Here is a 25,764-nt window from a genome sequence, read left to right on the forward strand (position 1 = left end):
TGTTTCCGGGCCTCATGTCCTTTCACGATGTCCTTGTACGATGACCTTTCACGACGGCCGTACCAGTCCCGTGTCGTACGCCAGAATCACCGCCTGAATGCGATCCCGCGAGCCTGTCTTCGCGAGGACGCGGCCCACGTGCGTCTTCACCGTCGACTCGGCCAGGTGCAGGCGGGCGGCTATCTCCGTGTTCGTCCAGCCTTTGCCGATCACCGTGAGGATCTCGCGTTCTCGGTCGGTGAGGGCGGTCAGGCGTGCGTCCAGGGGCGTTGGTTCCGGGCCGTCTGTGGGGGTCTTCGCCGGTAGGTGGTGGACGTAGGCGTCGAGGAGGCGGCGGGTGAGGCTGGGGGCCACCACCGCGTCGCCCGTGGACACCGCGCGAATGCCGGCCAGGAGCTCCTCCGGTTGGGCGTCCTTGACGAGGAAGCCGGAGGCGCCCGCGCGGAGGCCGGAGTAGGCGTACTCGTCGAGGTCGAAGGTGGTGAGGATCAGGACCCGGGTGCGGTCGCCGGTGGCGGTGATGCGGCGGGTGGCCTCGATGCCGTCCAGGCCGGGCATGCGGACGTCCATCAGGACCACGTCGGGGTGTAGCTCCGCCGTCATGCGGATCGCCTCGGTGCCGTTGGCTGCCTCGCCCAGCACCGTCATGTCGTCCTGGCTCTCCAGGAGCATCCGGAAGCCGAGGCGCTGGAGGGGCTGGTCGTCGGCGACGAGGACGGTGGTCACTGGGGGGTTTCCTCCGGGAGGTGCAGGTGGACGCGCCAGCCCTGCTCGGGGTGCGGGCGTGGGCCGGCCTCAAGTGTGCCGCCGTACAAGGCGGTTCGCTCGCGCATTCCTGGCAGGCCGCGCCCGCCTGTGGAGTGGGAGGGGGCGGGGCCGCCTCGGCCGGTGTCGGTCACGGTCAATGTGACGGCGCCCTTCTCGTCGTAGGACATCTCGATCTCCGCCGTGCTGCCGGGGCCGCCGTGCTTGAGCGTGTTGGTGAGGGCCTCCTGGATGACGCGGTAGACGGTGAGCTGGCGGCCCGGGGGCAGGTCGGGGCTGCCATGGACGGTGGTGGTGACGGGGAGGCCTGTGGCGCGTACGCCGTTGAGGAGCTGGTCGAGGTCGGTGAGGGAGGGTTGGGGGGTCAGTTCGGCGTGGGGCTCGTGGGGCTGGTCCTCCTCGCGCAGGACGTCGAGCAGGCGGCGCAGTTCGGCGAGGGCCTGGCGGCTGGTGGTGGCGATCGCGTGCAGGGCCTGGGCGGCGCGTTCGGGGGACTTGGCGGCGGCGTACTGGCCGCCGTCGGCCAGGCCTGTGATGACGGAGAGGTTGTGGCCGATGATGTCGTGCATCTCGCGTGCGATGCGGGCGCGTTCGGCCGCGGCGGCGAGCTGGGCCTGCTGGTCCCGTTCGATCTCCAGGCGGCGGGCGCGGTCCTCCAGGGCCTCGGTGTGGTCGCGGCGGGTGCGGACGGTGATGCCGATGGCGGCGGCCACGACGATCGACATCAGCACGGGGACGATGTCCTGGTCCGGGCTTCCCTGCGGGTGGCGGGCGGCCAGCACCACGTTGGGCGTGGTGATCAGGGCCGTCGCCCACCACAGGTTGCGCGTGGGGCGGCGCAGGGCGATGTGGAAGACGACGAGCAGCTGGAGCATGACCGCCTGTAGGGCGATGCCGGTCCAGGCGTTGACGAGGGCGAACGGGGCTATGGCGAGGAGGACGGCCCTGGGGTGGGTGCGGCGCCGGAGGAGCGGGACGGAGAGGCCGAGGCTCAGGGTGAGGACCAGCCAGCCGGGGTTGTCGCGATCGCGGGCCACGTTGAGCCATCCGTCGCCGTAGTAGTCGATCAGGGCCGCCACCACCCAGAAGCCGGTCAGGTGCAGGTCCCAGACGAGCGGGTGCCGTTGGTCGAAGGCGCGCACCCGTCGGCTGATGCGCTGGAGGTGCTGGGTGAGGGGTTCCGTCGGTCGCTCTTCCGTCACACGGTCCATCGTGGCGGTCCGCCCCGGCCCGTCACAGGTACCGCGGGCAGTATTCCGGGTGAGCGATGTCGTACCCGGGTACTACGGTGGCCGTCATGAGCACCGCGAACCCCGAGGCCTACGTCATCCGGTCCATACGTGCCGACGAGTGGCCGGCCGCCAAGGAGTTGAGGCTTGACGCGCTGCGGGATCCGATCGCGCCGCTCGCCTTTCTGGAGACGTACGAGGAGGCGGTGGCCCGGCCCGACTCGTTCTGGCAGGAGCGGGCCGCCGGAGCCTGTGAGGGGGCCGAGAAGGCGCAGACGATCATCGCCGCCGGGCCGGACGGGCGGTGGGTGGGGACGCTGACGGTGCTGCTCGAGGAGCCGGGGACGACCGACTGGGCCGGGCTGCCGGTGGAGCGGAAGCAGGGGCATGTCGTCGGCGTGTTCGTACGGCCCGAGGAGCGGGGGAGTGGGCTGACCGACGTGCTCTTCGACGCGGGGCTGGAGTGGGCGTGGTCCCGTGGTGCCGAGCGGGTGCGGCTGATCGTGCACGAGGAGAACGGGCGGGCGCAGCGGTTCTACCGGAAGGTGGGGTTCGTGCCGAGTGGGGTCACCGTGCCGCTCGACGGGGGGTCGGAGGAGGCCGAGTTGGAGTTCGTCATCGAGCGGCCGTAAGGCTGGGGGGTCACACCGGCAGTTCGTCGTGCGGCCAGCGGGAGCGGGCCTGTTCCCGGGACCGGAGCAGTGCCAGGGTCGGCATGCCCCGGTCCGCTCCGGTGGCCAGCAGCTCCGGCAGCTGGGGAAGTGGAGCCACGGCGGCGACGTCGTCGAGGACGAGCGCCAGTGGTGGGTCGAGCCGACCGGCGGATGACCGTTCGGCCATGCGCCGGCCGCGCTCGACCACGCTTGCGGCGAGGGCCGTCAGAAGTGGCATGGCGCCCGGGTTGGCTCGGGGATCCTCGATGGATTCACCCACTACATAAAGCGTGCCCCCTTCATGGACGAAGGAATCCAAGGTGAGGGCATCAGTTCGGTTTGGAGCGCAGGCCTCTCGGATGTTCACCGTGAAGAGCGCGGAGAGGGCACGGGTGGTCAGCTCCTGGGCCATGTCCCGGCGTTCCGGGTGGGCCGTCAGGGCCGCCTCCAGTTCGCCTGCCGAGCCCGGGGCCGCCTTCGGGTTGGTACGCAGGGTTCGTACGGCGTCCTGGACCTGGGAGCCCTGGGACCAGCGGTGGACGTGGCGGATGGTGCGGCCGTCGATGGCCGCGGCGTGGAGGTAGCTGCGCAGGAGCGTTTCCGCGGTATCGCTGACCGCTTGGTCGAGCCGGGAGGTGGGGCGGACGGGGGTGAGGAGTGCGGTTGCTCTTGATGCCGCCGCTGCCTTGTCCTCGCAGCCGGCTGTGGGGGACCAGTGGAGGCGGGCCGGGGTGTCGCAGAGGTGGGTGGGGTCGTAGAGGAGGACCGGGCCGAGTTTGGACCGGGCGTCTTTGGTGTCCTGCCAGAGGGCTGGGTTCGAGGTGACTACGAGGGCGGGGCCTTCCGCGTCGCGTACGGCCTGGGTTGCGGTTGTTCGGCGGCTTTCTCTGGGGGCCACGAGGATCTTTTCCCACCCGCCGACCCTTTCGGCGGGCACAGAGGTGTGGGCCCCGGCCGCCGGCGCCGCCTGCTCGCTGAGCACCGTGCGCTCCGCGGCCGTCGTCGGCTGCCCGGCATCAGGAGGCACCGCTGGCGACGGGTACGCCCACGCCGCCCCCGTCGCCTCTGCCCCCGTCGCCTCGGTCCGCGGCGCGGGTACCGCCCCCTGCGCCGCCGCAGGAGCCGTCCCCGCCTCCGAGCCCGCGGGCACCGGCCCTATCGCAACCTCCGTCTTCGCCGCGCGCCGCGCCGCCCTGACCGCGCGCCACCGGGCCACCGTCCCCATCACGAACACGGTGAGCACGATCAGCACCATCAACTGCCCGATGAACAGGCCCCAGAACAGCCCGTACCCCGACAGCTGCCCCGCCGGTGTGTCCGGCCAGGCGCCCGGGATGTCGTGCGGCTCCTCGATCAGATAGCGCATGGCGAGGGGCGTACGGGTGAAGGTGACCCCGTCCGGCCAGGAGCCGTGGGCGAACAGGGCCGCCAGGCCCGTCGCCGTCCACACCAGCAGCGTCATGCCGAGGAGGAAGCCGAGCAGGCCGATCAGCAGGCCGTCGGGAATGCCCCCCTGGCTGTCCCGGTACCCGCGGTAGTCGCGGTGCTCCCGATGCCCCCGGCGTTCGTCCGGTCTCACGCTGTCCCCTTACGCCACCGTCGATTCGGAGTCGCCAAGGTGCTGCTCCACGAAGGCCGCCGCCCGCTCCTCCGCCTCCAGCTCGGCGGCGCGCAGGGCGTCGTCGTCCAGGAGGTCGCTCGCCGATTCGGTCATCGCGCGGTCGGTGAAGACCAGGGGGCGTTCGGTCTCGGTGACCAGGTGTTTGACGACCTGGACATTGCCGTTGACGTCCCAGACGGCAATGCCCGGGGTGAGGGTCGGGATGATCTCCACCGCCCAGCGCGGAAGGCCCAGCACCCGGCCCGTCGCCCTCGCCTCGTCGGCCTTCTGGGCGTAGATCGTCCTGGTCGACGCCATCTTCAGGATCGCGGCCGCCTCCTTCGCCGCCGCTCCGTCCACGACGTCCGACAGGTGGTGGACGACGGCGACGAAGGACAGGCCCAGGCGCCGGCCGAACTTCAGCAGGCGCTGGAACAGCTGGGCCACGAACGGGCTGTTGATGATGTGCCAGGCCTCCTCGACCAGGAAGATGCGCTTCTTCCGGTCGGGGCGGATCCAGGTGTGCTCCAGCCATACGCCCACGATCGCCATGAGGATGGGCATGGCGATGGAGTTGCGGTCGATGTGGGACAGGTCGAAGACGATGAGCGGGGCGTCCAGGTCGATACCGACCGTCGTGGGGCCGTCGAACATGCCGCGCAGGTCACCGTCGACCAGACGGTCCAGCACCAGCGCCACGTCAAGGCCCCACGCCCGTACGTCGTCTATGGCGACGTTCATCGCCTCGGCCGACTCGGGCTCGGGGTGCCGTAGCTGCTCGACGATGTCGGAGAGGACCGGCTGGCGCTCGACGATGGTCTCGTTGACGTAGGCGTGGGCGACCTTCAGTGCGAAGCCGGAGCGCTCGTCCAGGCCGTGCCCCATCGCCACCTCGATGATCGTCCGGAGCAGGGCGAGCTGCCCGGTCGTCGTGATCGACGGGTCCAGGGGGTTGAGGCGGATGCCGTGGTCCAGGGCCGCCATCGGGTCCAGCCGGATCGGCGTTATCCCCAGCTCCTGCGCGATGAGGTTCCATTCGCCGACGCCGTCCTCGCCCTGGGCGTCCAGGACGACGACCTGGCGGTCGCGGAAGCGCAGCTGGCGCAGGACGTAGGTCTTCTCCAGGGCCGACTTGCCGTTGCCGGACTCGCCGAGGACCAGCCAGTGGGGGGCGGGGAGCTGCTGACCGTAGAGCTGGAAGGGGTCGTAGATATAGCCCTTCCCGGAGTACACCTCGCGGCCGATGATGACGCCCGAGTCGCCGAGGCCGGGGGCGGCGGTGGGGAGGTAGACCGCCTGGGCCTGGCCCGTCGACGTGCGCACCGGAAGCCGGGTCGTCTCGACCTTCCCGAAGAGGAAGGACGTGAAGGCGTCGGTGAGGACGGACAGCGGGTCCCGCATCAGGTCCTACCTCCGAATGCCGGTGGCGAAGGGGAGTGTGTTGACGAATGCCCGGTGGTGCTCGCGGTCGCACCATTCCAGCTTCAGATACGACTTTCCGGCCGACGCCCGGATGGTCCGCTTGTCGCGGGCCAGGGCCTCGGGGGAACGGGAGGAGACGGTGATGTAGCCGACCAGGTTGACGCCGGCGGCGCCGCTCGCGAGGTCTTCGCCGCGCTGGTCGAGGCGGTTGTGGGCGGCGATGTCACGGGGGTCGACGGTGCGGTTCATCTTGGCGGCGCGGCTCGCCTCCGCCTCGTCGTTGGTCTTCTCGGTCAGCATGCGTTCGATGGCGACCTCGGTGGGTTCGAGGTCCATCGTGACGGCGACCGTGCGGATGACGTCCGGGGTGTGGACGAGGAGGGGCGCCAGGAAGTTGACGCCCACCGGGGTCATCGGCCACTCCTTGATCCAGGCGGTGGCGTGGCACCAGGGGGCGCGGGTGGAGGACTCCCGCGTCTTGGCCTGGAGGAACGTCGGCTCCATGGCGTCGAGCTCGGCCGGCCAGGCATTACGTTTCGTCATCGCCTGGATGTGGTCGATCGGGTGGTCCGGGTCGTACATGGAGTGGATCAGGGAGGCGAGCCGGCCCTGGCCGAGGGGCTGCCGTACCCGGATGTCGGCCTCCTGCAGGCGCGAGCAGATGTCGGTCAGCTCGCGGGCCATGACGACCGCGAGACCGGCGTCCCGGTCGACCTTGCCGCCGTGCGGGCGGGCCGCGCGGGCCATCGCCATGGCCTCGGCGGCCAGTTCGCGGGTGTAGTGCATGCAGGCGACGAGGTAGGCGCGGTGCTGCTCGCTGCTCGTCGAGACCATCGACTGGAGCTGGTCGTACGACTGCTGCAGCCAGCCCGGGGCCCGGTCGTCGCCGCGTACGGCGACGTCCTTGGCGTGGGCGTCCGGGTCGGCGGGCAGGGTGCGGGCGAGCATCTGCAGGCGGGTGACGAAGCCGTCGCCGTTGGCGACATGCTTCAGCAGGGTGCCGAAGCGGTCGACGAGGGCTTCCTGGTCCTCGGAGTCGCGCAGGCCGACGCCGGGGCCCTCGATCTCGATCGCGGCCGTGACCGTGCGACGGTCGGCGTGCAGCAGTACGGCGATCTCGTCGGGGCCGAACGGGGCGGCCAGCCAGGTGATCCGGCCGATGCCGGGCGGGGGCCCGATCTCGACCTCGCGCCCTTCGAGGCTGGTGCCGGCCTCCATGGCGCCGGAGCGGTAGGTCGTGCCCTGGCGGAGGGTGCGCTTGTAGCTGCGGTTGATCTCGAACCACTTGTAGAAGGTCCGCTGCTTGTACGGCACGTAGACCGCGGCCAGCGCCAGCAGCGGGAAGCCCATCAGCAGCACGATGCGCAGGGACAGGACGGGGACGAGGAGCCCGCACATCATGCCGAGGAACGCGCCCGCGATGATCAGCGCGATCTCGCCGGTCTCGCGGTTGCGGCCGACGATCGCGTTCGGCCGGGCACGGCCGATCAGATATGTACGGCGGGGCGTGACCGGATGGGACACGTGGGACTGCGTCGTCAACGCCCGTCACCTCCTGAACGATTGCTGCTGCTACGGGTGTTGCTGGCATGAGGGGTGTTCACCGGGCTGCTCGACCGGGGTGCGGGTGCGGCGGAGGGGACAGATCCGCCGCCGCTGTTCGAGGAGCGCGAGCTGTGCGCGGCGACGCCGCCGGAGGCGGGGTTGGACGGGCGGGAAGCGCTCGACTGGCCTCCGCCGCCGTTGTTGTCCGCGCGGGAGCTGTGGGTCTTGATGCCCTGGGCGACCAGGGTCGCCGGGGAGCTGATCACGGCGGCCGCCTTGCCCTCGGCGCCGCGCATGAGGCGATTGTTGCGGGAGCCGGCGATCTCGTCGCCGAAGCCGGGGACGAAGCGGTAGATCATCGCGCTCGCGAAGATGGCGAGCAGGATGATGGCCAGGCCGGAGACGACGGCCGAGAAGGCGTCCGGGCCGTCGTCGGCGGACAGGGCACCGGCCAGGCCGAGGACGATGACGATGACCGGCTTGACGAGAATGACGGCGATCATGATGCCCGCCCAGCGGCGGACGTGGCCCCACAGGTTCTTGTCGACCAGGCCCGCGTAGACGACGGTGCCGAGGAGGGCGCCGACGTAGAGCAGGGCGGCGCGGATGACCAGCTCCAGCCACAGGATGCCGGCGGCGAGGATGGAGACCAGGGAGACGACGATCAGCATGATCGGGCCGCCGCCGATGTCCTCGCCCTTCTCCAGGGCGCCGGAGAAGGTGCCGAAGAAGGTGTCCGTCTGGTCGCCGGTCGTCTTGGCGAGGACCTCGCTGACGCCGTCGGTGGCCGATACGACCGTGTAGAGGATCAGGGGGGTGAAGGCTGACGCCAGGACCGTCAGCCAGAGGAAACCGATCGCCTCGGAGATGGCGGTGGTGAGGGGCACTCCTCGTACGGCTCGCTTGGCCACCGCCAGGAGCCAGAGGAGGAGGGTGAGGATCGTGGACGCCGCGAAGACGACCGCGTACTGCTGGAGGAACTTGGTGTTCGTGAAGTCGACGGTCGCCGTCTCCTTCACGGCCGCGCTGAGCTGCTTGACGGTCCAGGAGGCGGCGTCTGCGCAGCCCTTGGCGAGGGAGGAGAGGGGGTCGAGGGTGGAGGTGGGGTCGGTGAGGGAGCGGGAGCCGCCGGAGTCACCGGAGCCGTTCTCTTGTTCGCAGTACTTCTTGGCAGGACCGGCGATGAGAGAGCAGGGGTCGCTGCTCGGCGAGGGCGAGGGTGTGGGAGCGGCGAAGGCACGGGTAGCCGCCAGTACGGCAGTGGCTTGTACGGCTGTGACCAAGCCGGCGAGCTTGAGTGCGCGGTGATGGCTACCGGGCATAGGTGAACCCTCCGAACTCCTGGACCGCCTTGCTGATCTCATCGGACCCGGAGATCGGGTTGTCCCCGGTGACAGGCGTCGGTCCGGTCCTCTGGGTGCTCTCAAGGACCTTCCAGTCGCCACCGCTCCAGTTCAGCTTCATCGTCACGGTGAACCAGCTGCTGGTCACGGGGTTGGTCGAGTCCTCACCAGCGAGCCCGAAGAGGCCGTTGCACCAGACCTCGACTGTGGCGGCGCTGCTGCTGAACGAGGTGGCCTTGGTGCCGGCCGGCAGTGTGCGGTTGACGAACGTCTTGCCCTCAGGAGCACTGCCGTCGTCGTTGAGGCCGATCCTCTTCAGGAAATCCGCGGAGTAGTCGTTGTCGAAGCCGGACTGGAGCCGGTCAACAGCAGTTGGGTCTGCGATGGCCTGGACGATCTCATGACGCCTGGCGGCGTTGAACATTCCGTCAGAGCCCAGCGCCGCCGCATAGTTGGCCGCCGCACTCTGCGCCCCCTGCTCATCCTGCGCGAACCCCGCCGGGATCCCCCCGGCCTTCCCCTCCACCGGCCGCGCCCCGCTGGCTGCCGTGGTGGAGGAATTCGGCTGGTTTTCGTCCCCGCTCGTGGGACCGGAGTCGTCGCCTCCACGGTTCGCGAAGGCGATCGCGGCGATGAGGAGGACCACCACGCCGACCACGGTGACCAGGCTGCGGGACGACGAACGGCCGCCCCGTCGCGCGCCCCCGTACACGTCACCGGTACTTTCGGGCAGCCGTGTGCGGGTCTGACCCGTGCCCCCGTAACCGCCGGAGGCCTCCCGCTCGTCACCGAGACTCATGCCGCGTACGCCCCCTCGACATCGGACGGAAACACGTTGGAGTACGACGGTAGCCGTGCTGGTTCCCGCATGGGCGCGGTGTGGTGACTCGACATCAGGGAAGCGCAACCTCAGCCGGTGGGCACGACGGGCGGGTGGAGGACTAGGGAGACCGGGCGTGCCCGGAGCGGACGGAGAGGAACGGAGGGAACGGAGGCGACGGGAGGGGCTATACCGCCATGCCGTACACGATCGTGAACAGCGTGCCGAGTGAGCCGATGATGAAGACGCCCGTCAGGCCGGCGATGATCAGCCCCTTGCCCTGCTCGGCACTGAAGGTGTCACGCAGCGCCGTGGCGCCGATGCGCTGTTTGGCCGCACCCCAGATGGCGATGCCGAGACAGATGAGGATGGCCACGGCCATCACGACCTCGATCATCACCTTGGCCTCGTTGCCCAGGCTGCCGAAGGGGCCCCAGTCCGGAGCGATCCCGCCGATGATGGTGTTGATGTCGCCCTTATCGGCCGCAAAGAGCATGTAAGTCACCGCCCCTGTTGGGTAGTTCCGCAGTCCCCTGCGCTGCGCAGAGGTCAGGCATCATTCTCGCCGACATTGTCGCCGTCGTATGTCGACTTGGCGTCATTGATGGGCGGGATTCGTACGAATACCTCGTACGGTCACTCTGTGTATCACGGCAGGTCACGCCGGGCAATGAGGCCTGAGCGGAACCTGGCGTGTGGTTCCGTCGTTAGCCCTCTTCACACCGGGTGCCGTTTCTGACGGCCGGTCGGGTGAGTGGTCGTGCTCGTGTTCTGGGGGTGAAGGCTATCCCGGCAGCGCGAACGGGCCACGGCGGGGTGCCGTGGCCCGTTGCTGGGCGGGACTGGTGACGGAGCGTCAACCCGACGGGGTCTCAGCCGGTGAAGTCGTCTCAGCCGGTGAAGGCGGCCACGCCCTGCGGGGTGCCCCAGCCGGTGGGGCCGTCGTAGCCGGTGCCGGCGGTGCAGAAGTACGACGTGGCGCAGGTGCCGTTGGCGCCGGAGGTGACGTCGTTGAGGGCGGACGTACCGGCGGCGTTGTACGGGTAGCGCGCGGGGTAGTCGGTGCTGCCCGGCGTGCCCGCGAGGGCGTACACGCCCGCGATGATCGGGGCGGAGGCGCTCGTACCGCCGAAGGTGTACCAGCCGGCGGTGACACCGTAGGAGTCGTAGACCGAGACGCCGGTCGCCGGATCGGCGACGGCCGAGACATCGGCGATCATGCGCTTGCCGCAGCCGCTGTCGGTCTGCCAGCTCGGCTTCGCGTCGTAGGAGGAGCAGCCCGAGCCGGTGCCTTCGGTGCTGCTCGTCTGCCACACGCTCTCCGTCCAGCCGCGGCCGGTCGAGGAGCTGGAGAGCCTTGTGCCGCCCACGGCGGTGACGTACCGGGAGGCGGCCGGGTACTCGGTGCCGTAGGCCGAGTCGCCCGCGCTGACGGTGATGGCGACGCCCGGGTGGTTGAAGTACGCGGAGTCGTACGAGGTGTCCGACGACGACTCCGAGCCGCCGTAGCTGTTGGAGACGAACTTCGCGCCCAGCTTGACCGCCTCGTTCACGGCCGTGCCGAGGTTCGCCATGCTCGCGGACTTGGCCTCCACCAGCAGGATGTTGCAGTTCGGGCAGGTCGCGCTCGCCATGTCGAGGTCGAGGGAGATCTCCTGGGACCAGCCGCTGTCGGCGGAGGGGAGGGAGGTCGTGGAGCCGGTCTGGCTCACCTTCTTGAAGCAGCCGTCGGCGCTGGTGCAGGCGGGCAGGCCGTAGTGGGCGCGGTATGTGGCGAGGTCGGCCTCGGCGTTCGGGTCGTCGTAGGCGTCAATGATGGCGATGGTCTCGCCGGAGCCGTTGGAGGCGGCGGCGGAGGTGAGGCCGTAGGCGGCCTGGAGGTCGGAGGGGCCGTAGCCGGAGGGGGCCGAGGTGTCGCCGGCCTTGGGGGTGACGCCGTTCCTTGCCGCCCGCTGCCTCTCGAAGGCGGTGACGCCCCCCGTGACGCGGAGGGAGTCGCAGGTCAGGTCGCCCTTGTGTGTGGGCGTGGCGCAGGGGGTGGTGGTCCAGGTGACCTTGGCGGCGGGGTTGGTGGTGGTCTGCGGGGTGGCGCTCGCGGTCGGCGCGGTGCCGAGGCCGGTGAGGACGAGGGCGGCGGCGGTTGCGGCCGCGGTGGCGGCGGCGGAGGTGAGGCGGCGCCATCTGCCTCGGGCGGTGGGGGAGTCGGGGGTCGTCGTACGCAACGTACAGCCTCCTGGGTGGGGGTGGAGAGGCTCGCGGGTGGGGGTCCGCCGGTGCGATTCCCGGCGGGGGCGGCGGCCCGCCGACGACTGTCGCTTGTTGGGTACGTGACAACAAGGTGGGTTTCGCAATCCTGACTCCCGTATTGCTCGGGGGCGTTGGGGATTGCTGATCGATGGCGCGGGGATGGCCGGGGAATGGCCTCGGCTTGACCTCGGGGCCGGGCGGTCGCGGTGTCGAAAGGGATCGTCAGCGCGGCTTGAGGCCGTGCAGGAGGTGGTGGACCAGGCCCTCCACGCCCGCCAGGGCCGCTTCCGGGGTGAGCCAGCCCGCGGCGATGAAGCCGGCCACGCCGTGCAGGGCGGCGCCGGTGATGAGGTTGAGCTCCTCGGGGTCGCCCTCGATGATCTCGCCGCGTTTCTGGGCGTCCGCGAGGACGCGTTCGAGGCTCCCGACGGTCCGCTCCACGGCGGCGGCCATCTGCTCCGAGGCGTCGGGGTCGTGCTTGCGGGCGTACATGAGCTCCAGGAGCTCGGCGTTGTCGATGGCGAAGCGGAGGTAGGCCCGGGCGAGTGCGGTGAGCCGGGGTTCCAGGGGGAGCGCGGGGTCCTCGGCCGCGCTCAGTGCCCGGCCGAGACGCTCGTAGCCGGCCAGGGCCAAGGCGTTGAGCAGGGCCTGCTTGTCCTTGAAGTGCCGGCCGGGGGCGGCGTGGCTGACGCCGACCTCGCGGGCCAGCTCGCGCAGGGAGAGGGAGCCGGCGCCCTTTTCACGCAGGGTGCGCTCCGCGGCGGTGAGCAGGGCGGCGCGCAGGTCTCCGTGATGGTAGGGGCGGCTCTCGGGCATGGGCACCATCGTAGCCTGATGTTGACGGTGCCAGCATTGTTGACGTCGTCACTATTGTTGGCGCCGTCATCATTGTTGTCATTGACAGCATTGTTGGCGGCGCCTACATTCGAGCTCATGGCTGACAAGACGAAGAAGACCTGGGACGCGACCCGCCTCCCCGCCCTCACCGGCCGCACGGCCGTGGTCACCGGTGCCAACAGCGGCATCGGCCTCACCGCGGCCGACGCGCTGGCCCGGGCCGGCGCACACGTCGTGTTCGCCGTACGGGACCTGGAGCGGGGCAGGGCCGCGGCCGCGACGGTGCGCGGCAGTACGGAGGTGCGGCGCCTGGACCTGGCGGATCTGTCCTCCGTGCGGGAGTTCGCGGACGCCTGGCAGGGGCGGCCCCTGGACCTGCTGATCAACAACGCGGGCGTGATGATGCTGCCGCAACAACGGACGGCGGACGGCTTCGAGATGCAGTTCGGCACGAACCATCTGGGCCACTTCGCGCTGACGAACCTGCTGCTGCCGTACGTCACCGACCGGGTGGTGACCGTCTCGTCCGGCGCCCACCGCTGGTTCGGTGCGCGGATCCGCTTCGAGGACCTGAACTGGACGTCCGACTACGACCCGAACCGCGCCTACGCCCAGTCCAAGCTGGCGAACCTCCTGTTCACGCTGGAACTGCAGCGCCGCCTCACGGAGTCCGGCTCCCCGGTCCGCGCCCTGGCGGCCCACCCGGGCTATGCGGCCACCAACCTCCAGAGCCATGCGGGCAGCCCGGTGATGCGGGCGTTCATGAAGATCGGCAACAGGTTCTTCGCCCAGGACGACAGGGCGGGCGCGCTGCCGACCCTGTACGCCGCGACACAGGACCTGCCCGGCGCGAGCTACGTCGGCCCCGACGGGTTGGGTGAGATGCGGGGCGCGCCGACGCTGGTCGGGCGGACGACGGCGGCCAGTGACGCTGGGGTGGCGCGGCGGCTGTGGACGGTGTCGGAGGAGCTGACGGGCGTGAGCTGGCCGGTGGGAGAGATGGGAGGGATGGGAGAGGTGGACCAAGTGGGCCGACTGGCCGCCGAGCGCTAGCGCGGCAGCGGTTGGCGGCTCGATCGTGTCGACGGGTTGCGCCTGTGGCATCCCGCCCAGGGGAATTCCACCGCGGAGGTGATCGTCGATGTCGTCCAGGCCCGTGCCGAGCCTGATGGCCGTCTTCGCCCACCCGGACGATGAGTCACTGTTCGCCGGCGGAGTCCTCGCCCGGCACACGGCCGCGGGCGCTCGCACCGCCGTAGTGACGGCGACCTGGACCCCGGACACCCGGCGCGGCGCCGAACTCACCGAGGCGCTGCGGATACTCGGCGCCGGCGAACCGAGGATGCTCGGCTACGCCGACGCCAAGGTGCCCCAGTCCGCTCTCGGCAGCCCGCGGCTCATCGAGGCGCCGCTCGACGAGTCCGTGGGCCGGCTGGTCACCCACATACGGCAGTTCCGCCCGGAGATCGTGGTCACCCACGACGCCTACGGCGGCATCACCGGCCACCCCGACCATGTCCACACCCACCGCGTGACCACCCTCGCGGTCCAGGCGGCCGGGCTGGAGCGGCTCTACCCGCAGGCCGGTGCCCCCTGGCAGCCGAGCGCCCTGTACCTGGCCACCCACCCGCACTCGGCCCTCGACGCGCTGAGCGAACTGATCCGCGCGGGCAAGGCCATGAACACCGTCCCGGACGAGTGGATCACCGCGACCGTCGACGTGAGCCCCTGGCTGAAGCAGAAGTGGGCCGCCGTACTGGCCCACCGCAGCGAGGTCGAGCGGGGAGCGGCGCCGGGCCGGCTCGCCGGCTTCCCCGCGGCCGTCCGTGAACGGATCCTCGCCACCGAGTGGTACATCCGCCACGACCCTGCCCCCTCTCGGCCTGTCTCCTCCGGGCCGCCCCGGACAGAGCTGACGGCCTGACCGCAAGGCCGGGACGCCCGGCGCGGCAGGGTGGTGCAAAGGCTCTGGGCGCGGGTGTCGGAGGTCACATCGCCGCGCGGTCCCCGGAGCCGTCCTCCACGAAGTGGTCGAACTCGCCCGCCTGTACGCCGAGTACGAAGGCCTCCCACTTGCGGCGGTTCGTGGTGACCACGTTGTCCGGGGCGCTGGTCTCGCGGATGTAGACGGGCGCGTCGCCGTCCTCGCCCTCGCCGAACGCGATCTCGATCCAGGGGCCCGGGCCGGTGGCGTCGGGTGGGGCGGCTCGTTCCCAGGTGAGGTTCGGGGGGATGTCAGCCACGGGTCTCCTTCTCGGGGGTTGGGGGGAGGGGTGCGGTAGGGGACTTCCGAGGATGCCAGCTGAGGACATCTGACGCTTCTCTCACCTTCGTCGGCCACAGTGGCCCCCGATGAAGGACACCGCCCGTACCTCCGCCCCTCGTTTCTCCCTGTACGCCGCCAGCCTCCTCCTCGCCCTCACCTCGGCCTCCGCGGCGGCCGCCGACGCCGGCACCGGACCGTTCGGGGTGACCGCCTTCACCGTGGCGACGGCGCGGAGCGCGCGGGTCGGTGCCCTGTTCCCGGCCGGCCGGCGTGACCACCTTCGCGGCAGCCACTTCTGCACGGCATCCGTCGTGCACAGCCCTCACCGGAACCTCATCGTCACCGCCGCCCACTGCCTGGGCGGAAGGACCGACGAGCTCGTCTTCGTGCCCGGGTACCGGGACGGCCGGGCGCCGTACGGGGTGTGGCGGGTCGGGAGACGGTTCCTGCCGGAGGGGTGGACGAAGGGGCGGGACGAGGACAGTGACGTGGCGTTCGCCGTCCTGGCGGACCGGGGCGGGGAAGGTGTCGAGGACGTCGTCGGTGGCAACCGGTTCGTCACCGGTACGGCCACCGGGGCCACGGCCGTGACCGTCACCGGGTACCCCAACGCCCACGAGGCGCCGGTCAGCTGCACCAACAAGCCGGGCCTGCACAGTCGTACGCAGCAGCGCGTCGAGTGCCCGGGGTTCAGCGGGGGGACCAGCGGGAGTCCGTGGGTCAACGGGGACGGGCAGGTCGTGGGCGTGCTCGGTGGGCATCAAGGGGGCGGAGCCACGGCTGACGTGTCGTACAGCGTGGTGCTGGGGGCGGAGGCGGCGTCGCTGTACCGGGATGCGGCGCGGGATCCGTGAGCGTGTGGTCTGCATCCGTGGTCCGTGGTCCGTGGTCCGTGGTCCGTGGTCCGTGGTCCGCGGTGTGCGTCTGTGCGCCTGTGCGCCTGTGTCGAACCGGGCTGTGTGGCAAGGTCGGTTCGGTGGACGCACTGAAGGATCGGGACCCCGCGCACATAGGCGCGTACACGCTGCTCGCGCGGCTCGGGGCGGGCGGTATGGGACAGGTCTATCTGGCTCGGTCGCCGGGTGGGCGGCTGGTCGCGATCAAGGTGATCCGGGACGAGATCACCGACCATCCGGAGGCGCTCGCGCGGTTCCGGCGGGAGGTCGAGACCGTGCGGGCCGTGCGGAGCGCGTATACCGCCAACCTGATCGACGCGTCGCTGGATGCCGCGCCGTACTGGCTGGCCACCGAGTATGTGTCGGGGCCGACGTTGAGCGGGGCGGTGGGGGAGCGAGGGGTGTTGCCCGTCGAGACGTGCCGTGGGGTGTTCGCCGCCTTGGCGGAAGGGCTCGCGGCGGTGCACGAACACGGCGTCACGCACCGGGATCTCAAGCCGCAGAATGTGATCCTGGCCGCGCAGGGGCCCCAGCTCATCGACTTCGGGATCGCACGCGGTGCCGGTCAGACGGCACTGACCGAGGCCGGGTTCGCACCGGGTACGCCCGGCTTCACGGCGCCCGAGGTGCTCCTGCGTAACGAGGTGGGGCCGGCGGCGGATGTGTTCGCGCTGGGGGCGACGCTCGCGTACGCGGCGACGGGGCGACCGCCGTTCGGGATGGGCGAGCCCGCCGGCGTGAGCTACCGGGCCGTCCATGAACCCATCGACCTGGCAGGCATCGAGCCGGAGTTGGCCGCGCTCATTGAGGACTGCGTGGCCAAGGAACCGACGGCACGGCCGGGGCTCGATGAGGTGATCGCGCGCTGCGGGGTGCGGGCGGCGCTCGTCGAGGACGCGTTCTACGCCGGCCTCGCGCGGTTGGCGGAGGAGGTGCCGCAGCCACCGGCGAGTCGACAGCCGGGGGCTGCGGTGCCGGCACCTCCGCCACATCCGCCGCTGGGTGCGCATGAACTGCCCACGGCCGGGGCGGCGTACGGCTATACGCCCACCCAGGTGAGCCGGCCGGCGCCGACTGCGCGAAGGCGTCGTTCCGGGCCCTGGATGGCCGCCGGAGCAGTGGGCCTCGCCGTAGGGGTCGGGGCGGTTGCGGCCCTGGTGCTGCTGCCCGGAGACAGTGGGGAACGGGACAAGGGGGCGAGTGATGCGGTGACACCGGGAATCACGTCGACGCCTCCCCCGACTTCGGCGAGCGACGAGACGAAGGTCGCAGCGCCCGCGTACGTCGAACAGACGAACCCGTCACGGGACTTCTGGACCGCGGACGAGAACGCTCAGTACGGGCAGGGCGCGTGCCAGCTTCCGGCGGAGGAGCGCAACGAGCACTTCCAGTCCTCCATCGCCGCCGCCGGTTCGGATGCGCCCTACACGTCCGGCAAGGGCCGGATTACCCTGCGGCTGAAGTACGCCGCTCCGAAAGCCGGTGAGAAGTACTACGTCGCAGTAGCGGTGAAGCCTCCGCACGAGATCGACCCGGACACGGGCAGACCCTACGAGGGAGGGCTCCAGCAGAACCTGGACCTCGGGTACACGAGCAAGCCTGTTGACCTCTACGACCTCTACCGCACCGACCAGAACCACGCAGGGGTGGAGCTGACGTATCCCGACGACTTCGAGAAGTTCGTGAACGGCAAGAAGTACGGCGACGCCATCCCCGTGGAGAACGACCCGGGTGACTGGACCGTACTCTTCCTTCACGTCACCGGTCCCAAGCAGTACGCGAGCATCGACTGCCGCGGCTTCACGGTGAAATAACGCCACTCTCACCGGAAATAGCCTTGAACAGCGGCGATATGGGGGAGGGTTGAGCCGTGCGTAAAGTATGGGTGGCTGGTGGTGTCGCGGTCGCGCTCGGTCTGAGCTTCGTGATGCTGCTGGTCGTCGGGGTGTACGTCGTCGCCGGGAACCTGGTGAACGGCGTCGGCAAGGGCAGTGTCGGTCTGGCCAAGGGTGCCGTGCCCGGAGCGTACAAGACACTCGTTCAGAGGTGGGGCAACCTCTGTCCCGCCATCAACCCCGCCCTGCTCGCCGCCCAGCTGTACCAGGAGAGCGGCTGGGACCCGGACGTCGTCAGCCACGCCGACGCCCGCGGTATCGCCCAGTTCATCCCGAGCACCTGGGCCACGCACGGTATCGACGGCGACGGGGACGGCGACCGCGACATCTGGGACCCGAATGACGCGATTCCGTCGGCCGCGTCGTACGACTGCGAACTCGCCAAGTACGTCAAGGACGTCCCCGGCGACACCACCAACAACATGCTCGCCGCCTACAACGCGGGCGCGTACCGCGTCATAAAGGCGGGCGGGGTTCCGGCCATCAGCGAGACCCAGAACTACGTCAAGACGATCCGCACACTGGAGAAGAGCTTCGCCGCCCCCGTCACCCGAGTGGACCCCAGCAAGCAGGCCGCCGGTGCCATCTACTACGCGCAGAAGAAGCTCGGCACGCTCTACCTCTGGGGTGGTGACGGTACTGCTGAGGACGGTGGGCGGTTCGACTGTTCGGGGTTGACCAAGGCCGCGTACGCGAGTGTCGGGATCACGCTGCCGCGGGTCGCCAACGATCAGTGGAACGCGGGGCCGCATCCGGACCGGGACGAGCTGCTGCCCGGGGATCTCGTGTTCTTCTCGGACGACCTCACCAACTCCCGGGCCATCCGGCACGTGGGGATCTATGTCGGCGGCGGGTACATGATCGACGCGCCGAGGACGGGCGCGGTGATCCGGTTCGACCCGATCGACACCCCCGACTACTTCGGGGCCACCCGGGTCACCGAAGATGGCGCGAAAGCGCTCCCCACCACGGTCTAGACGGAGCGTGAAGCCTCCCCCTGAGCTGCGGTGACGGGTCTCTCTTCGATAACGTCTGAGTGATCATTCAGTGGAGTGTGGAACGTATCAACAGGGGCCGTGCGTTCCTGGTGTCGTAGCCGGATCTACAACCACGGGGGTGGGCGGAACGGCGTACGCAGGATGCGCCGGAGAGACGATGAAGGGGCCGCAGCATCATGGCTGGACTCGCAGGATCCGGGTCGAACCCCGACGTCGAGCTGCTGTATGACATCAATGGCCTGGCCAAGGACGCGCCGAGCTGGTTCGACCGGGTCATGGAGTACGTCGGTGAGTACGGGCTGCTGCTCGCCATGGTGCTGCTCGTGGTGTGGTGCTGGTGGTCCGTGCGGCGGCGGGGCGACGAGGACGCCGCCTCGTCGGTGGCCGCGCTCGTGTGGGCGCCGCTGGCCGCGGGGATCGCCGTGCTGGTGAACGTGCCGATACGAGGGTTCGTCGAGCGGCCTCGGCCCTTCAACGACCACCAAGGGCTCGAAGTCCTGGTCTCCGGCAAGACCGACTACTCGTTCGTGAGCGACCACGCGACGATCACCATGGCCATGGGCGTCGCGCTCTTCGTCGCCAACCGGAAGTTCGGGCTCGTGGGGCTCACGCTGGCGCTGCTCGAAGGGTTCTGCCGGGTCTACATGGGCGTGCACTACCCGACCGACGTGGTGGGCGGGTTCGCGCTCGGTACGGCCGTCGCGCTGCTGCTGTCGCCGGTGGCCATGGCCCTGCTGACGCCCGTGATGCGCGCCATCGAACGGTCACCGCGAGGCGGGTGGCTGATCAAGGCGCGGGGACGGTCCCGGGCGGGTGGGCAGGAGGCGCTGATTCCGGGGGCTCGGAAGGAGACCGCGGGGGCTGAGGAGCGGGATCTCGCTGCCTAGGTCTGGGGCTGGGTCTGGGGCCAGGTCTGGGCGTGGACCCAGACCTGGGCAGGGCCTGTCCGGCTTCGGGGTTACAGCGCCTGCGGGTACGTGAAGAACCTCTCCGGGTCGTACTGCTTCTTCAGCCTCGTCAGGCGCGTCGCCGCGTCCCCGTAGTACGCCTTGCGCCAGTCCCTCAGGCCCGGGTCGGAGTAGTTCTGGTACGCGGCGCCCGAGGCGTACGGCCGCATCGCGTCATGGGCGGAGGTCAGCCAGGTCTGGGCCGCTGAACCTGTCGTCCCGGCGCGCCAGGAGGCGATGTACTGGGCGAGCATGCGCGAGCGGCGGTGGACGAAGGCCGTCGCGGTGGGGGAGACACGGTTGACGGCCCCGCCGAGGGCCGTGAGGGCGATGCTGCCCGAGCCGCCGCGGACCGACTGGACCTGCTTCATCAGGGCGTGGATGCCCGCCGAGGAGAGCGAGCGGTCGAAGAAGTCCGACTTCGCCGCGTACGTCTCACGGCCCAGCGCGCCCTGCGGGGAGCGGCCCGGGGTGGAGCCGGGGAGGTGGCACTGGGCGTCCGTGGCGAAGGACGAGCAGCCCGCGTAGAGCTCCATCGACTCCTCGTACGAACGGCGCCTGAGGGCGACGTTGGTCGCGGGGCCGGGGCCGCCGGGGCGGTCGGCCAGGCGGTCCACGGCGTTCTGGAGCTCGCGGTAGGTGCCCAGGGAGAACGCGGCGACCGAGATGGTGGGGGTGCCGCCCGCGTGGTTCGCCAGGTGCAGGGAGGACCAGATCTCGTCGGGCTGGGTCGGGCCCCACGCCTGCCAGGCCTTGATGAGCGCGGCCGCCTTCGACCAGGGCCAGGTCATGTACGCCGTTACGGCCTGGGGGGCGGGGTGGGTCCTGAAGTGCAGCTCCGTCACGACGCCGAAGTTGCCGTTGCCTGCGCCGCGCAGGGCCCAGAACAGGTCCTTGTTGGTGGTGGCGTTGGCGGTGAGCTGCTTGCCGTCGGCGGTGATCAGGGTGGCCTGGGTGAGGCTGTCGCAGGTCAGGCCGTAGGCGCGGGAGGTCACGCCGTGGCCGCCGCCGAGGGTGAGGCCGGAGACGCCGACGGTGGGGCAGGAGCCGGCGGGGATGGTGACGCCCTTGGCGGCGAGGGCTCGGTAGACGTCGATGAGTTTGGCGCCGGCGCCTGTCACCGCGGTGTTGCCCGAGGCTCGTATGCGGCTGAGCTTGGAGACGTCGATGATCAGGCGGTTGTTGCCGGAGGACCAGCCGGCGTAGGAGTGGCCGCCGTTGCGGATGGCGACCTTGAGGTGGTGGGCGCGGGCGTAGGCGAGGGTGGTGCGGATGTCGTCGGGGTGGGCGACGTAGGCGACCGCGGCGGGCTTCAGGGAGTCGAAGCGGCTGTTGTAGAGCTGGTGTGCCGACTTCCAGTCGGTGTCGCCGGGGCGGATGAGGGGGCCGTCGAGGTCTCGGGCGAGGGCCGTCCAGTTGGCGGGGGCGAGGGCGGTGGCGGTTTTGCGGATGGCGGAGGTTTGGGTGCCGGTGGCTGCGCCTGGGGCTGTGGCTGTGCCTGTGCCGTTGGCTGTGTTTGGGCTGCCGCTGCAGGCGGTTGTTGCCAGGGCGGTTAGGGCTGCTGCGCTGCCGCCGATGAAGGTACGCCGTTCCATGTCGCCTCCTGGGGGTTACGTGGAACGAGACGGGGTGGTGGGGGGCGGGGTTCCATGGTGCGGTGATCGTTTGTGTGCGGCCCGGAGGTTTCTCGCCCCCGCCGCCCCTACCCGTCCCGTCCTCCAGGGGCTGCCGCCCCTTCGACCCCGCGTTCCTGGGGGCCTGCGGCCCCCAGACCCCCGCTTCGGCCCTGAAGGGGCCTCGTCCTCAAACGCCGGACGGGCTGAGATTGCCGGGACCGGCGCCGGGTAGTGGCCGTCGCCGGGTGTGGGGCCCCTGTGGGTGGGTGGGGGGTCGGGATGGGGCGGTTTCGTCTTCGAACGCCGGGCGGGCTGAGATTGCCGGACCGGCGCTGGGAAGTGGCCGTTGCCGGGTGTGGGCGGAGGGGCCGCTGCTGGGTGTAGGGCCCCAGCGGGTGGGTGGGGGATCGGGATGGGGCGGGTTGGTCTTCGAACGCCGGATGGGCTGGACGATGCCACCGGGTTGAGAGTGGCCGTTAGGGGCAGGCCGTGTTCGTTCTCAAGTGCCGGACAGGCTGCAATGCGTCGGTCGGCCTCGGAAAGTGGTCGTCAGCGCTGTGAGGCCACGCCCCTGCCCTCCCCGGTGGATCTGCCGGGGCCCACTCCTGGCAGGGGCGTCGAGGTTGCGGTGGCTAGAGGAATGCCAGGTGTACTAGGCCGAAGGCGCAGGCTGCCACCGTCGCGGCTGCCGGCATGGTGATGAACCAGCCCAGGATGATGTTCTTGGCGACGCCCCACCGCACGGCGTTCACGCGCTTCGTCGCGCCCACGCCCATGATCGCGGAGGTGATGACATGGGTCGTGGAGATCGGCGCCTTGAAGAGGAAGGCGGTGGTGAACATGATCGACGCACCGGTCGTCTCGGCCGCGAACCCCTGCGGCGGATCCAGCTCGATGATCTTCCGGCCCAGCGTCCGCATGATCCGCCAGCCACCGGCGTACGTGCCCAGCGACAGCATCACGGCGCACACGATCTTCACCCACACCGGGATGGGATCGCCGTAGTCCTCGACGTCGGCGATGACCAGTGCCATCACCACGATGCCCATCGTCTTCTGGGCGTCCTGGAGGCCGTGGCCGAGGGCCATGCCGGCGGCGGAGACGGTCTGGGCGATACGGAAGCCCCGCTTGGCCTTGTGCGGATTGGCGCGGCGGAAGATCCACATGATCGCGGTCATCACCAGGTAGCCCGCGCACAGTCCGACGAGCGGCGACACGAACATGGGGATGACGATCTTCTCCAGCACCCCGTGCCAGTACACCGTCGTGCCGCCGGCGAGCGCCGCGCCCACCATGCCGCCGAACAGCGCGTGGGAGGAGGACGAGGGCAGGCCGAAGTACCAGGTGATGAGGTTCCAGGTGATCGCGCCCACCAGGGCCGCGAAGAGGATGCCCATCCCCTTGGAGCCCTCGGGTGTCTGGATCAGGCCCTCACTGACCGTCTTGGCCACGCCCGACCCCAGGAAGGCGCCGCCGAGATTCATCACCGCGGCCATGAGCAGCGCGGCCCGCGGTGTCAGCGCCCGCGTCGACACGGAGGTGGCGATCGCGTTCGCGGAGTCGTGGAAGCCGTTGGTGTACGTGAAGAAGAGCGCGACTCCGATGGTCGCGACCAGCGCAAAGGTGTCCATGGGCGGGTCTCAGGACTCCTTGACGGCGATGGTCTCCACCGTGTTCGCCACGTGCTCGAAGGCGTCCGCCGCTTCCTCCAGCACATCCACGATCTGCTTGAGCTTGAGGACCTCGATCGCGTCGTACTTGCCGTTGAAGAGGTGGGCGAGAAGCTTGCGGTGTATCTGGTCGGCCTGGTTCTCGAGGCGGTTGACCTCGATCCAGTACTCGGTGAGGTTGTCCATCGTGCGCAGGTTCGGCATCGCCTCGGCCGTCAGCTCGGCCGCCCGCGCCAGCACCTCGATCTGCTGCTCGACGCCCTTGGGGAGTTCCTCGACGTTGTAGAGGACGACCAGGTCGACGGCCTCCTCCATGAAGTCCATGATGTCGTCGAGGGACGAGGCGAGGGAGTAGATGTCCTCGCGGTCGAACGGCGTGATGAACGAGGAGTTCAGCTGGTGGAAGATCGCGTGCGTGGCGTCGTCACCGGCGTGTTCCGCGGCCCTCATACGCTCGGCGATCTCGGCCCGGCCGGCGGTGTCCGCCCCGAGCAGTTCCATCAGGAGCTTGGAGCCCGTGACGATGTTGTCCGCGGATGCGGCGAACATGTCGTAGAAGCTCGTCTCCCGGGGGGTCAGACGAAATCGCACGTGTGGTCCTCAGGGTGCATCGGTTTCGGTCAGGCTGATGCTAGGCGCATCATCCGGCCACGGCTAATGGGCCGTCCCCCAGTGTCGCCCATCAGGCACAGTGGTCGGCACGGGGGCTGCCCAGTGGTCCAGTCCAGCGGCCGTCCGCGGCCTTTCTGCGGCGGCGGCCACAGGGCCCTATACCCAGCAAAGTTCGGTACGATATACCCAGTAGGGGTATGTGAAGCGGTTTATGTCTGGAGGACGCGATGACGACCACCGAGGCCGGCGCTGGTGCGCCCTCCGCCGCTGAGGAGACCGTGGACCCGGCCGGCACGGGCATCGTGACGGACCACGACCGGGGTGTCCACGGCTATCACAAACAAAAGGACGAACACCTCAAGCGGCTGCGCCGTATCGAGGGCCAGATCCGTGGCCTGCAGCGGATGGTCGACGAGGACGTCTACTGCATCGACATACTCACGCAGGTGTCCGCCTCCACCAAGGCCCTGCAGTCCTTCGCCCTGCAGCTGCTGGAGGAACACCTCCGCCACTGCGTCGCCGACGCGGCCCTCAAGGGCGGTGCCGAGATCGACGCGAAGGTGGAGGAGGCGACGAAGGCGATCGGCCGACTGCTGCGGACCTGAGGGCCTTCGCCCGTCCGGCTCACTCGTCCAGCTCAATCGCCCGGCGCGTCCCGCTCCTCGGCGACCCTCAGCACCTCGTCGATGCTCTCCAGGCTGAGTCGGTCCTCACGGGCCGCCGAGGCCGCGATGATCAGCTCTCCGCACAGCTCGATCTCGGCGAGGGCGACGTGGTCCTGAACTGCCGTACCGCCGACCGGAGCCACGTGCGTCACCTCTTCTCTGCCGTTACCGACTTCCTAGAGTAGGGAGCGGCCTACGGACCGCGCATGGCACGGACGGGCTAGTTCTTGACGCCCGTCACGCACGCATGCGCCGCCCCCTCACTCCTCGGCGATCTTGCCCGCGTAGATGTCCTCGCCGTCCGGCAGCCGTACGTCGACGGGGGCCCCGAAGTCGTACAGCAAGGTCGTCGAGGACACGGCGACGGCACCGTTCTGCTGCCCGTTGACGAAGCTGAAGCGATGCCGGACCTTGCGGATCCGTCCGGCCTCGTCGAGATAGACGTCGAACGGCACCTGGGCCGTGGCGAACCCTTTCGCCGCTGCCGCCAGGGCCTCGGCGTTCCCGTCGGAGGCGTCCCGCGCCGCGGCCCGCAGATCGGCGGTCCCCCGGTAGTGCCGCACCGGCGTACCCGCGATCTCCTCCTCGCCGACGTACCGCGCGGTCCGCGCTCCGCGCAGCACCTCGGCGGCGGCGTACGGATCGGTGGCGCCGCCGGTGACGAGGTTTCCGTCGGAGAGGGTCCGGGTGTCCACGCGCACCCACTTGTCGGAGGGCACACCGGCACCGCGGTTCTTCATGAACAGCGCGCCCGGAGCGAGGAGCTCCATGATCGGCCGGTGTGCGGTCTCCCCGGCGGGATCCTGGGGCAGCAGGACCTTCAGATGCCCCACCTGCCGGCGGAAGTCGTACACGCCCTCGCCGCGGATGGTGACCCGGGTCCCGCCGGTGGCCATCTGCATGGACGTACGGGCCTTGGAGCTCCGGGCCCCGACCAGCGCGTCGGCGGCGCGCCGCACCATCTCTACGGTCTCACCCCCGTGCGTGTCCTCGACGGCGGCTCCGGTCTGCGCGCACCCGCTGCCCGCCAGGCAGACGCACAAGATCCCCGCCGCTACGCCCGCCCCACGCCTCCTGTGCTGCTGCCGCTCCGCCATCGCCTGCCTACCCCCAGCCGGTACGTCCGTCACGGGCCCCCTGTCGTTCCGGTTAACGACGGGTAGGTGCCCTCGTCACGCCGACCGGAGGCGTTGCGCTTACTTGCCTTGGGTAACGTTGCAGCGTGGCGCAGCAGGACGGACCAACCTCTCCCCGAAAACACCGCGACCCCTCGGACCACCGCACGACGACGGTCGAGCAGGGCCGCTTCTGTTCGGCCCACTGCACGTGCGGCTGGCGGGGGCCGGCGCGACGGGCGCGGAGTCTGGCGCGGGCGGACGCGGAGGGGCACGCGGGAGCGTAAGAGTCCGGCGCGCTGTCCGTTGCCCCGGCGTGGGGGCTGGCGGGGGGTGGGTCGCGCGGCCCGGCGCTGACGCGGTGCCGCTGCGCCCACCCGTGCCGCCCCAGCGGCACGACTGCCCGCAGCTACGCATGCTGGCTGGTCCCCTAGCTACGCATGCTGCGCCGATGGGGCGCGTACCCCCGTGGCGCCGCAGTCGCCCACGGCGGGAAGGGGACGTGTCGGGGGGTGTCCGCCCGCAGTGGCCGGCGTCAACACGCGGCACCTCCTGGCCTAAGGGGGCCGCCGGTCCGAGGACGGACACCCCCCGGCGCGGCCCCGACCCACCCACCGCACCGC

The 25,764-nt window shown here is 70.2% G+C and carries 25 protein-coding genes; 9 read left to right on the forward strand and 16 right to left on the reverse strand.

Annotation, left to right across the window (positions count from 1 at the left end; genetic code table 11):
• Positions 1 to 48: 48 nt before the first annotated feature.
• Together AQI70_RS23050 and AQI70_RS23055 are read right to left on the reverse strand one after the other, a co-directional pair.
• Positions 49 to 726: a response regulator gene (locus AQI70_RS23050; RefSeq protein ID WP_062153132.1), complete on the reverse strand. Its 678-nt coding sequence runs from the start codon at positions 724 to 726 to the stop codon at positions 49 to 51.
• Positions 723 to 1,976 carry a histidine kinase gene (locus AQI70_RS23055; RefSeq protein ID WP_062153134.1) on the reverse strand — a complete coding sequence of 418 codons (1,254 nt, stop codon included), beginning with the start codon at positions 1,974 to 1,976 and terminating at the stop codon, positions 723 to 725. The genes AQI70_RS23050 and AQI70_RS23055 overlap by 4 nt, the downstream gene beginning before the upstream one ends.
• A gap of 86 nt (positions 1,977 to 2,062) precedes the next feature.
• Here AQI70_RS23055 and AQI70_RS23060 point away from each other — a divergent pair, with 86 nt between their 5' ends.
• Entirely contained in the window at positions 2,063 to 2,626 is a 564-nt protein-coding gene (locus AQI70_RS23060; RefSeq protein WP_062153136.1) for a GNAT family N-acetyltransferase, read from the forward strand.
• 10 nt (positions 2,627 to 2,636) lie between these two features.
• Here AQI70_RS23060 and AQI70_RS23065 read toward each other — a convergent pair whose 3' ends face one another.
• From AQI70_RS23065 to AQI70_RS23100, 8 genes are all read right to left on the reverse strand, one after another.
• Positions 2,637 to 4,226, reverse strand: a complete 1,590-nt coding sequence (locus tag AQI70_RS23065; RefSeq protein WP_208607421.1) for a type IV secretory system conjugative DNA transfer family protein — start codon at positions 4,224 to 4,226, stop codon at positions 2,637 to 2,639.
• Between the two features lie 9 nt (positions 4,227 to 4,235).
• A complete protein-coding gene (locus AQI70_RS23070; RefSeq protein ID WP_062153138.1) occupies positions 4,236 to 5,648 on the reverse strand; it encodes an ATP-binding protein in 1,413 nt (470 codons plus the stop codon).
• Between the two features lie 6 nt (positions 5,649 to 5,654).
• Complete coding sequence (locus AQI70_RS23075; protein ID WP_062153140.1) at positions 5,655 to 7,211, reverse strand: SCO6880 family protein; 1,557 nt, start codon at positions 7,209 to 7,211, stop codon at positions 5,655 to 5,657.
• On the reverse strand, positions 7,208 to 8,536 hold the full coding sequence (locus AQI70_RS23080; protein WP_062153143.1) for a hypothetical protein: 1,329 nt from the start codon (positions 8,534 to 8,536) through the stop codon (positions 7,208 to 7,210). The genes AQI70_RS23075 and AQI70_RS23080 overlap by 4 nt, the downstream gene beginning before the upstream one ends.
• Complete coding sequence (locus AQI70_RS23085; protein ID WP_062153145.1) at positions 8,526 to 9,356, reverse strand: hypothetical protein; 831 nt, start codon at positions 9,354 to 9,356, stop codon at positions 8,526 to 8,528. The genes AQI70_RS23080 and AQI70_RS23085 overlap by 11 nt, the downstream gene beginning before the upstream one ends.
• Positions 9,357 to 9,564: 208 nt before the next feature.
• Positions 9,565 to 9,873 carry a hypothetical protein gene (locus tag AQI70_RS23090; RefSeq protein ID WP_004000049.1) on the reverse strand — a complete coding sequence of 103 codons (309 nt, stop codon included), beginning with the start codon at positions 9,871 to 9,873 and terminating at the stop codon, positions 9,565 to 9,567.
• Between the two features lie 394 nt (positions 9,874 to 10,267).
• Positions 10,268 to 11,599 carry a S53 family peptidase gene (locus tag AQI70_RS23095; RefSeq protein WP_062153147.1) on the reverse strand — a complete coding sequence of 444 codons (1,332 nt, stop codon included), beginning with the start codon at positions 11,597 to 11,599 and terminating at the stop codon, positions 10,268 to 10,270.
• A 247-nt stretch (positions 11,600 to 11,846) separates the two neighbouring features.
• Positions 11,847 to 12,449 carry a TetR/AcrR family transcriptional regulator gene (locus AQI70_RS23100; protein ID WP_062153149.1) on the reverse strand — a complete coding sequence of 201 codons (603 nt, stop codon included), beginning with the start codon at positions 12,447 to 12,449 and terminating at the stop codon, positions 11,847 to 11,849.
• 108 nt (positions 12,450 to 12,557) lie between these two features.
• Between AQI70_RS23100 and AQI70_RS23105 the strand changes: the two genes are divergently transcribed.
• On the forward strand, positions 12,558 to 13,514 hold the full coding sequence (locus AQI70_RS23105) for an oxidoreductase (RefSeq protein ID WP_062153151.1): 957 nt from the start codon (positions 12,558 to 12,560) through the stop codon (positions 13,512 to 13,514).
• 88 nt (positions 13,515 to 13,602) lie between these two features.
• Entirely contained in the window at positions 13,603 to 14,385 is a 783-nt protein-coding gene (locus AQI70_RS23110; protein WP_062153152.1) for a PIG-L deacetylase family protein, read from the forward strand.
• Positions 14,386 to 14,449: 64 nt separating this feature from the next.
• On the opposite strand, the gene AQI70_RS23115 is transcribed toward AQI70_RS23110, so the two are convergent.
• Positions 14,450 to 14,704, reverse strand: a complete 255-nt coding sequence (locus AQI70_RS23115; RefSeq protein WP_062153155.1) for a hypothetical protein — start codon at positions 14,702 to 14,704, stop codon at positions 14,450 to 14,452.
• 109 nt (positions 14,705 to 14,813) lie between these two features.
• On the opposite strand from AQI70_RS23115, the gene AQI70_RS23120 reads away from it, so the two are divergent.
• The 4 genes from AQI70_RS23120 (at position 14,814) to AQI70_RS23135 (ending at position 19,403) form a co-directional block, all read left to right on the forward strand.
• Positions 14,814 to 15,581, forward strand: coding sequence for a trypsin-like serine peptidase (locus tag AQI70_RS23120; RefSeq protein ID WP_062153157.1), 768 nt, complete (start codon positions 14,814 to 14,816; stop codon positions 15,579 to 15,581).
• 122 nt (positions 15,582 to 15,703) lie between these two features.
• On the forward strand, positions 15,704 to 17,437 hold the full coding sequence (locus tag AQI70_RS23125) for a serine/threonine-protein kinase (RefSeq protein ID WP_062153159.1): 1,734 nt from the start codon (positions 15,704 to 15,706) through the stop codon (positions 17,435 to 17,437).
• A gap of 113 nt (positions 17,438 to 17,550) precedes the next feature.
• Positions 17,551 to 18,495 (forward strand): C40 family peptidase, encoded by a 945-nt coding sequence (locus AQI70_RS23130; protein ID WP_244181835.1) that lies wholly within the window; start codon positions 17,551 to 17,553, stop codon positions 18,493 to 18,495.
• A 197-nt stretch (positions 18,496 to 18,692) separates the two neighbouring features.
• The gene (locus AQI70_RS23135; protein WP_062153162.1) at positions 18,693 to 19,403 is read left to right on the forward strand and encodes a phosphatase PAP2 family protein; all 711 of its coding nucleotides are present in this window, start codon (positions 18,693 to 18,695) and stop codon (positions 19,401 to 19,403) included.
• Between the two features lie 71 nt (positions 19,404 to 19,474).
• Here AQI70_RS23135 and AQI70_RS23140 read toward each other — a convergent pair whose 3' ends face one another.
• The 3 genes from AQI70_RS23140 to AQI70_RS23150 all read right to left on the reverse strand — a co-directional run bounded on the left by AQI70_RS23140 (position 19,475) and on the right by AQI70_RS23150 (position 23,340).
• Positions 19,475 to 21,058, reverse strand: coding sequence for an FAD-binding oxidoreductase (locus AQI70_RS23140; RefSeq protein ID WP_062153164.1), 1,584 nt, complete (start codon positions 21,056 to 21,058; stop codon positions 19,475 to 19,477).
• A 653-nt stretch (positions 21,059 to 21,711) separates the two neighbouring features.
• Positions 21,712 to 22,710, reverse strand: a complete 999-nt coding sequence (locus tag AQI70_RS23145) for an inorganic phosphate transporter (protein ID WP_062153166.1) — start codon at positions 22,708 to 22,710, stop codon at positions 21,712 to 21,714.
• Between the two features lie 9 nt (positions 22,711 to 22,719).
• Positions 22,720 to 23,340: a DUF47 domain-containing protein gene (locus tag AQI70_RS23150; RefSeq protein ID WP_015659485.1), complete on the reverse strand. Its 621-nt coding sequence runs from the start codon at positions 23,338 to 23,340 to the stop codon at positions 22,720 to 22,722.
• A 248-nt stretch (positions 23,341 to 23,588) separates the two neighbouring features.
• Between AQI70_RS23150 and AQI70_RS23155 the strand changes: the two genes are divergently transcribed.
• Positions 23,589 to 23,966, forward strand: a complete 378-nt coding sequence (locus tag AQI70_RS23155; RefSeq protein ID WP_062153168.1) for a metal-sensitive transcriptional regulator — start codon at positions 23,589 to 23,591, stop codon at positions 23,964 to 23,966.
• 32 nt (positions 23,967 to 23,998) lie between these two features.
• Here the strand turns inward: AQI70_RS23155 and AQI70_RS23160 are convergent, their stop codons facing one another.
• On the reverse strand, positions 23,999 to 24,178 hold the full coding sequence (locus AQI70_RS23160; RefSeq protein WP_062153170.1) for a hypothetical protein: 180 nt from the start codon (positions 24,176 to 24,178) through the stop codon (positions 23,999 to 24,001).
• A gap of 108 nt (positions 24,179 to 24,286) precedes the next feature.
• Positions 24,287 to 25,123: an SCO4651 family lipoprotein gene (locus AQI70_RS23165; protein ID WP_062153172.1), complete on the reverse strand. Its 837-nt coding sequence runs from the start codon at positions 25,121 to 25,123 to the stop codon at positions 24,287 to 24,289.
• Between the two features lie 125 nt (positions 25,124 to 25,248).
• On the opposite strand from AQI70_RS23165, the gene AQI70_RS40330 reads away from it, so the two are divergent.
• Positions 25,249 to 25,428, forward strand: coding sequence for a hypothetical protein (locus AQI70_RS40330; protein ID WP_079051445.1), 180 nt, complete (start codon positions 25,249 to 25,251; stop codon positions 25,426 to 25,428).
• The last annotated feature ends 336 nt before the right edge of the window (positions 25,429 to 25,764 follow it).

It is taken from the genome of Streptomyces curacoi (assembly GCF_001513975.1).
GTDB classification, from domain to species: Bacteria; Actinomycetota; Actinomycetes; order Streptomycetales; family Streptomycetaceae; genus Streptomyces; species Streptomyces curacoi.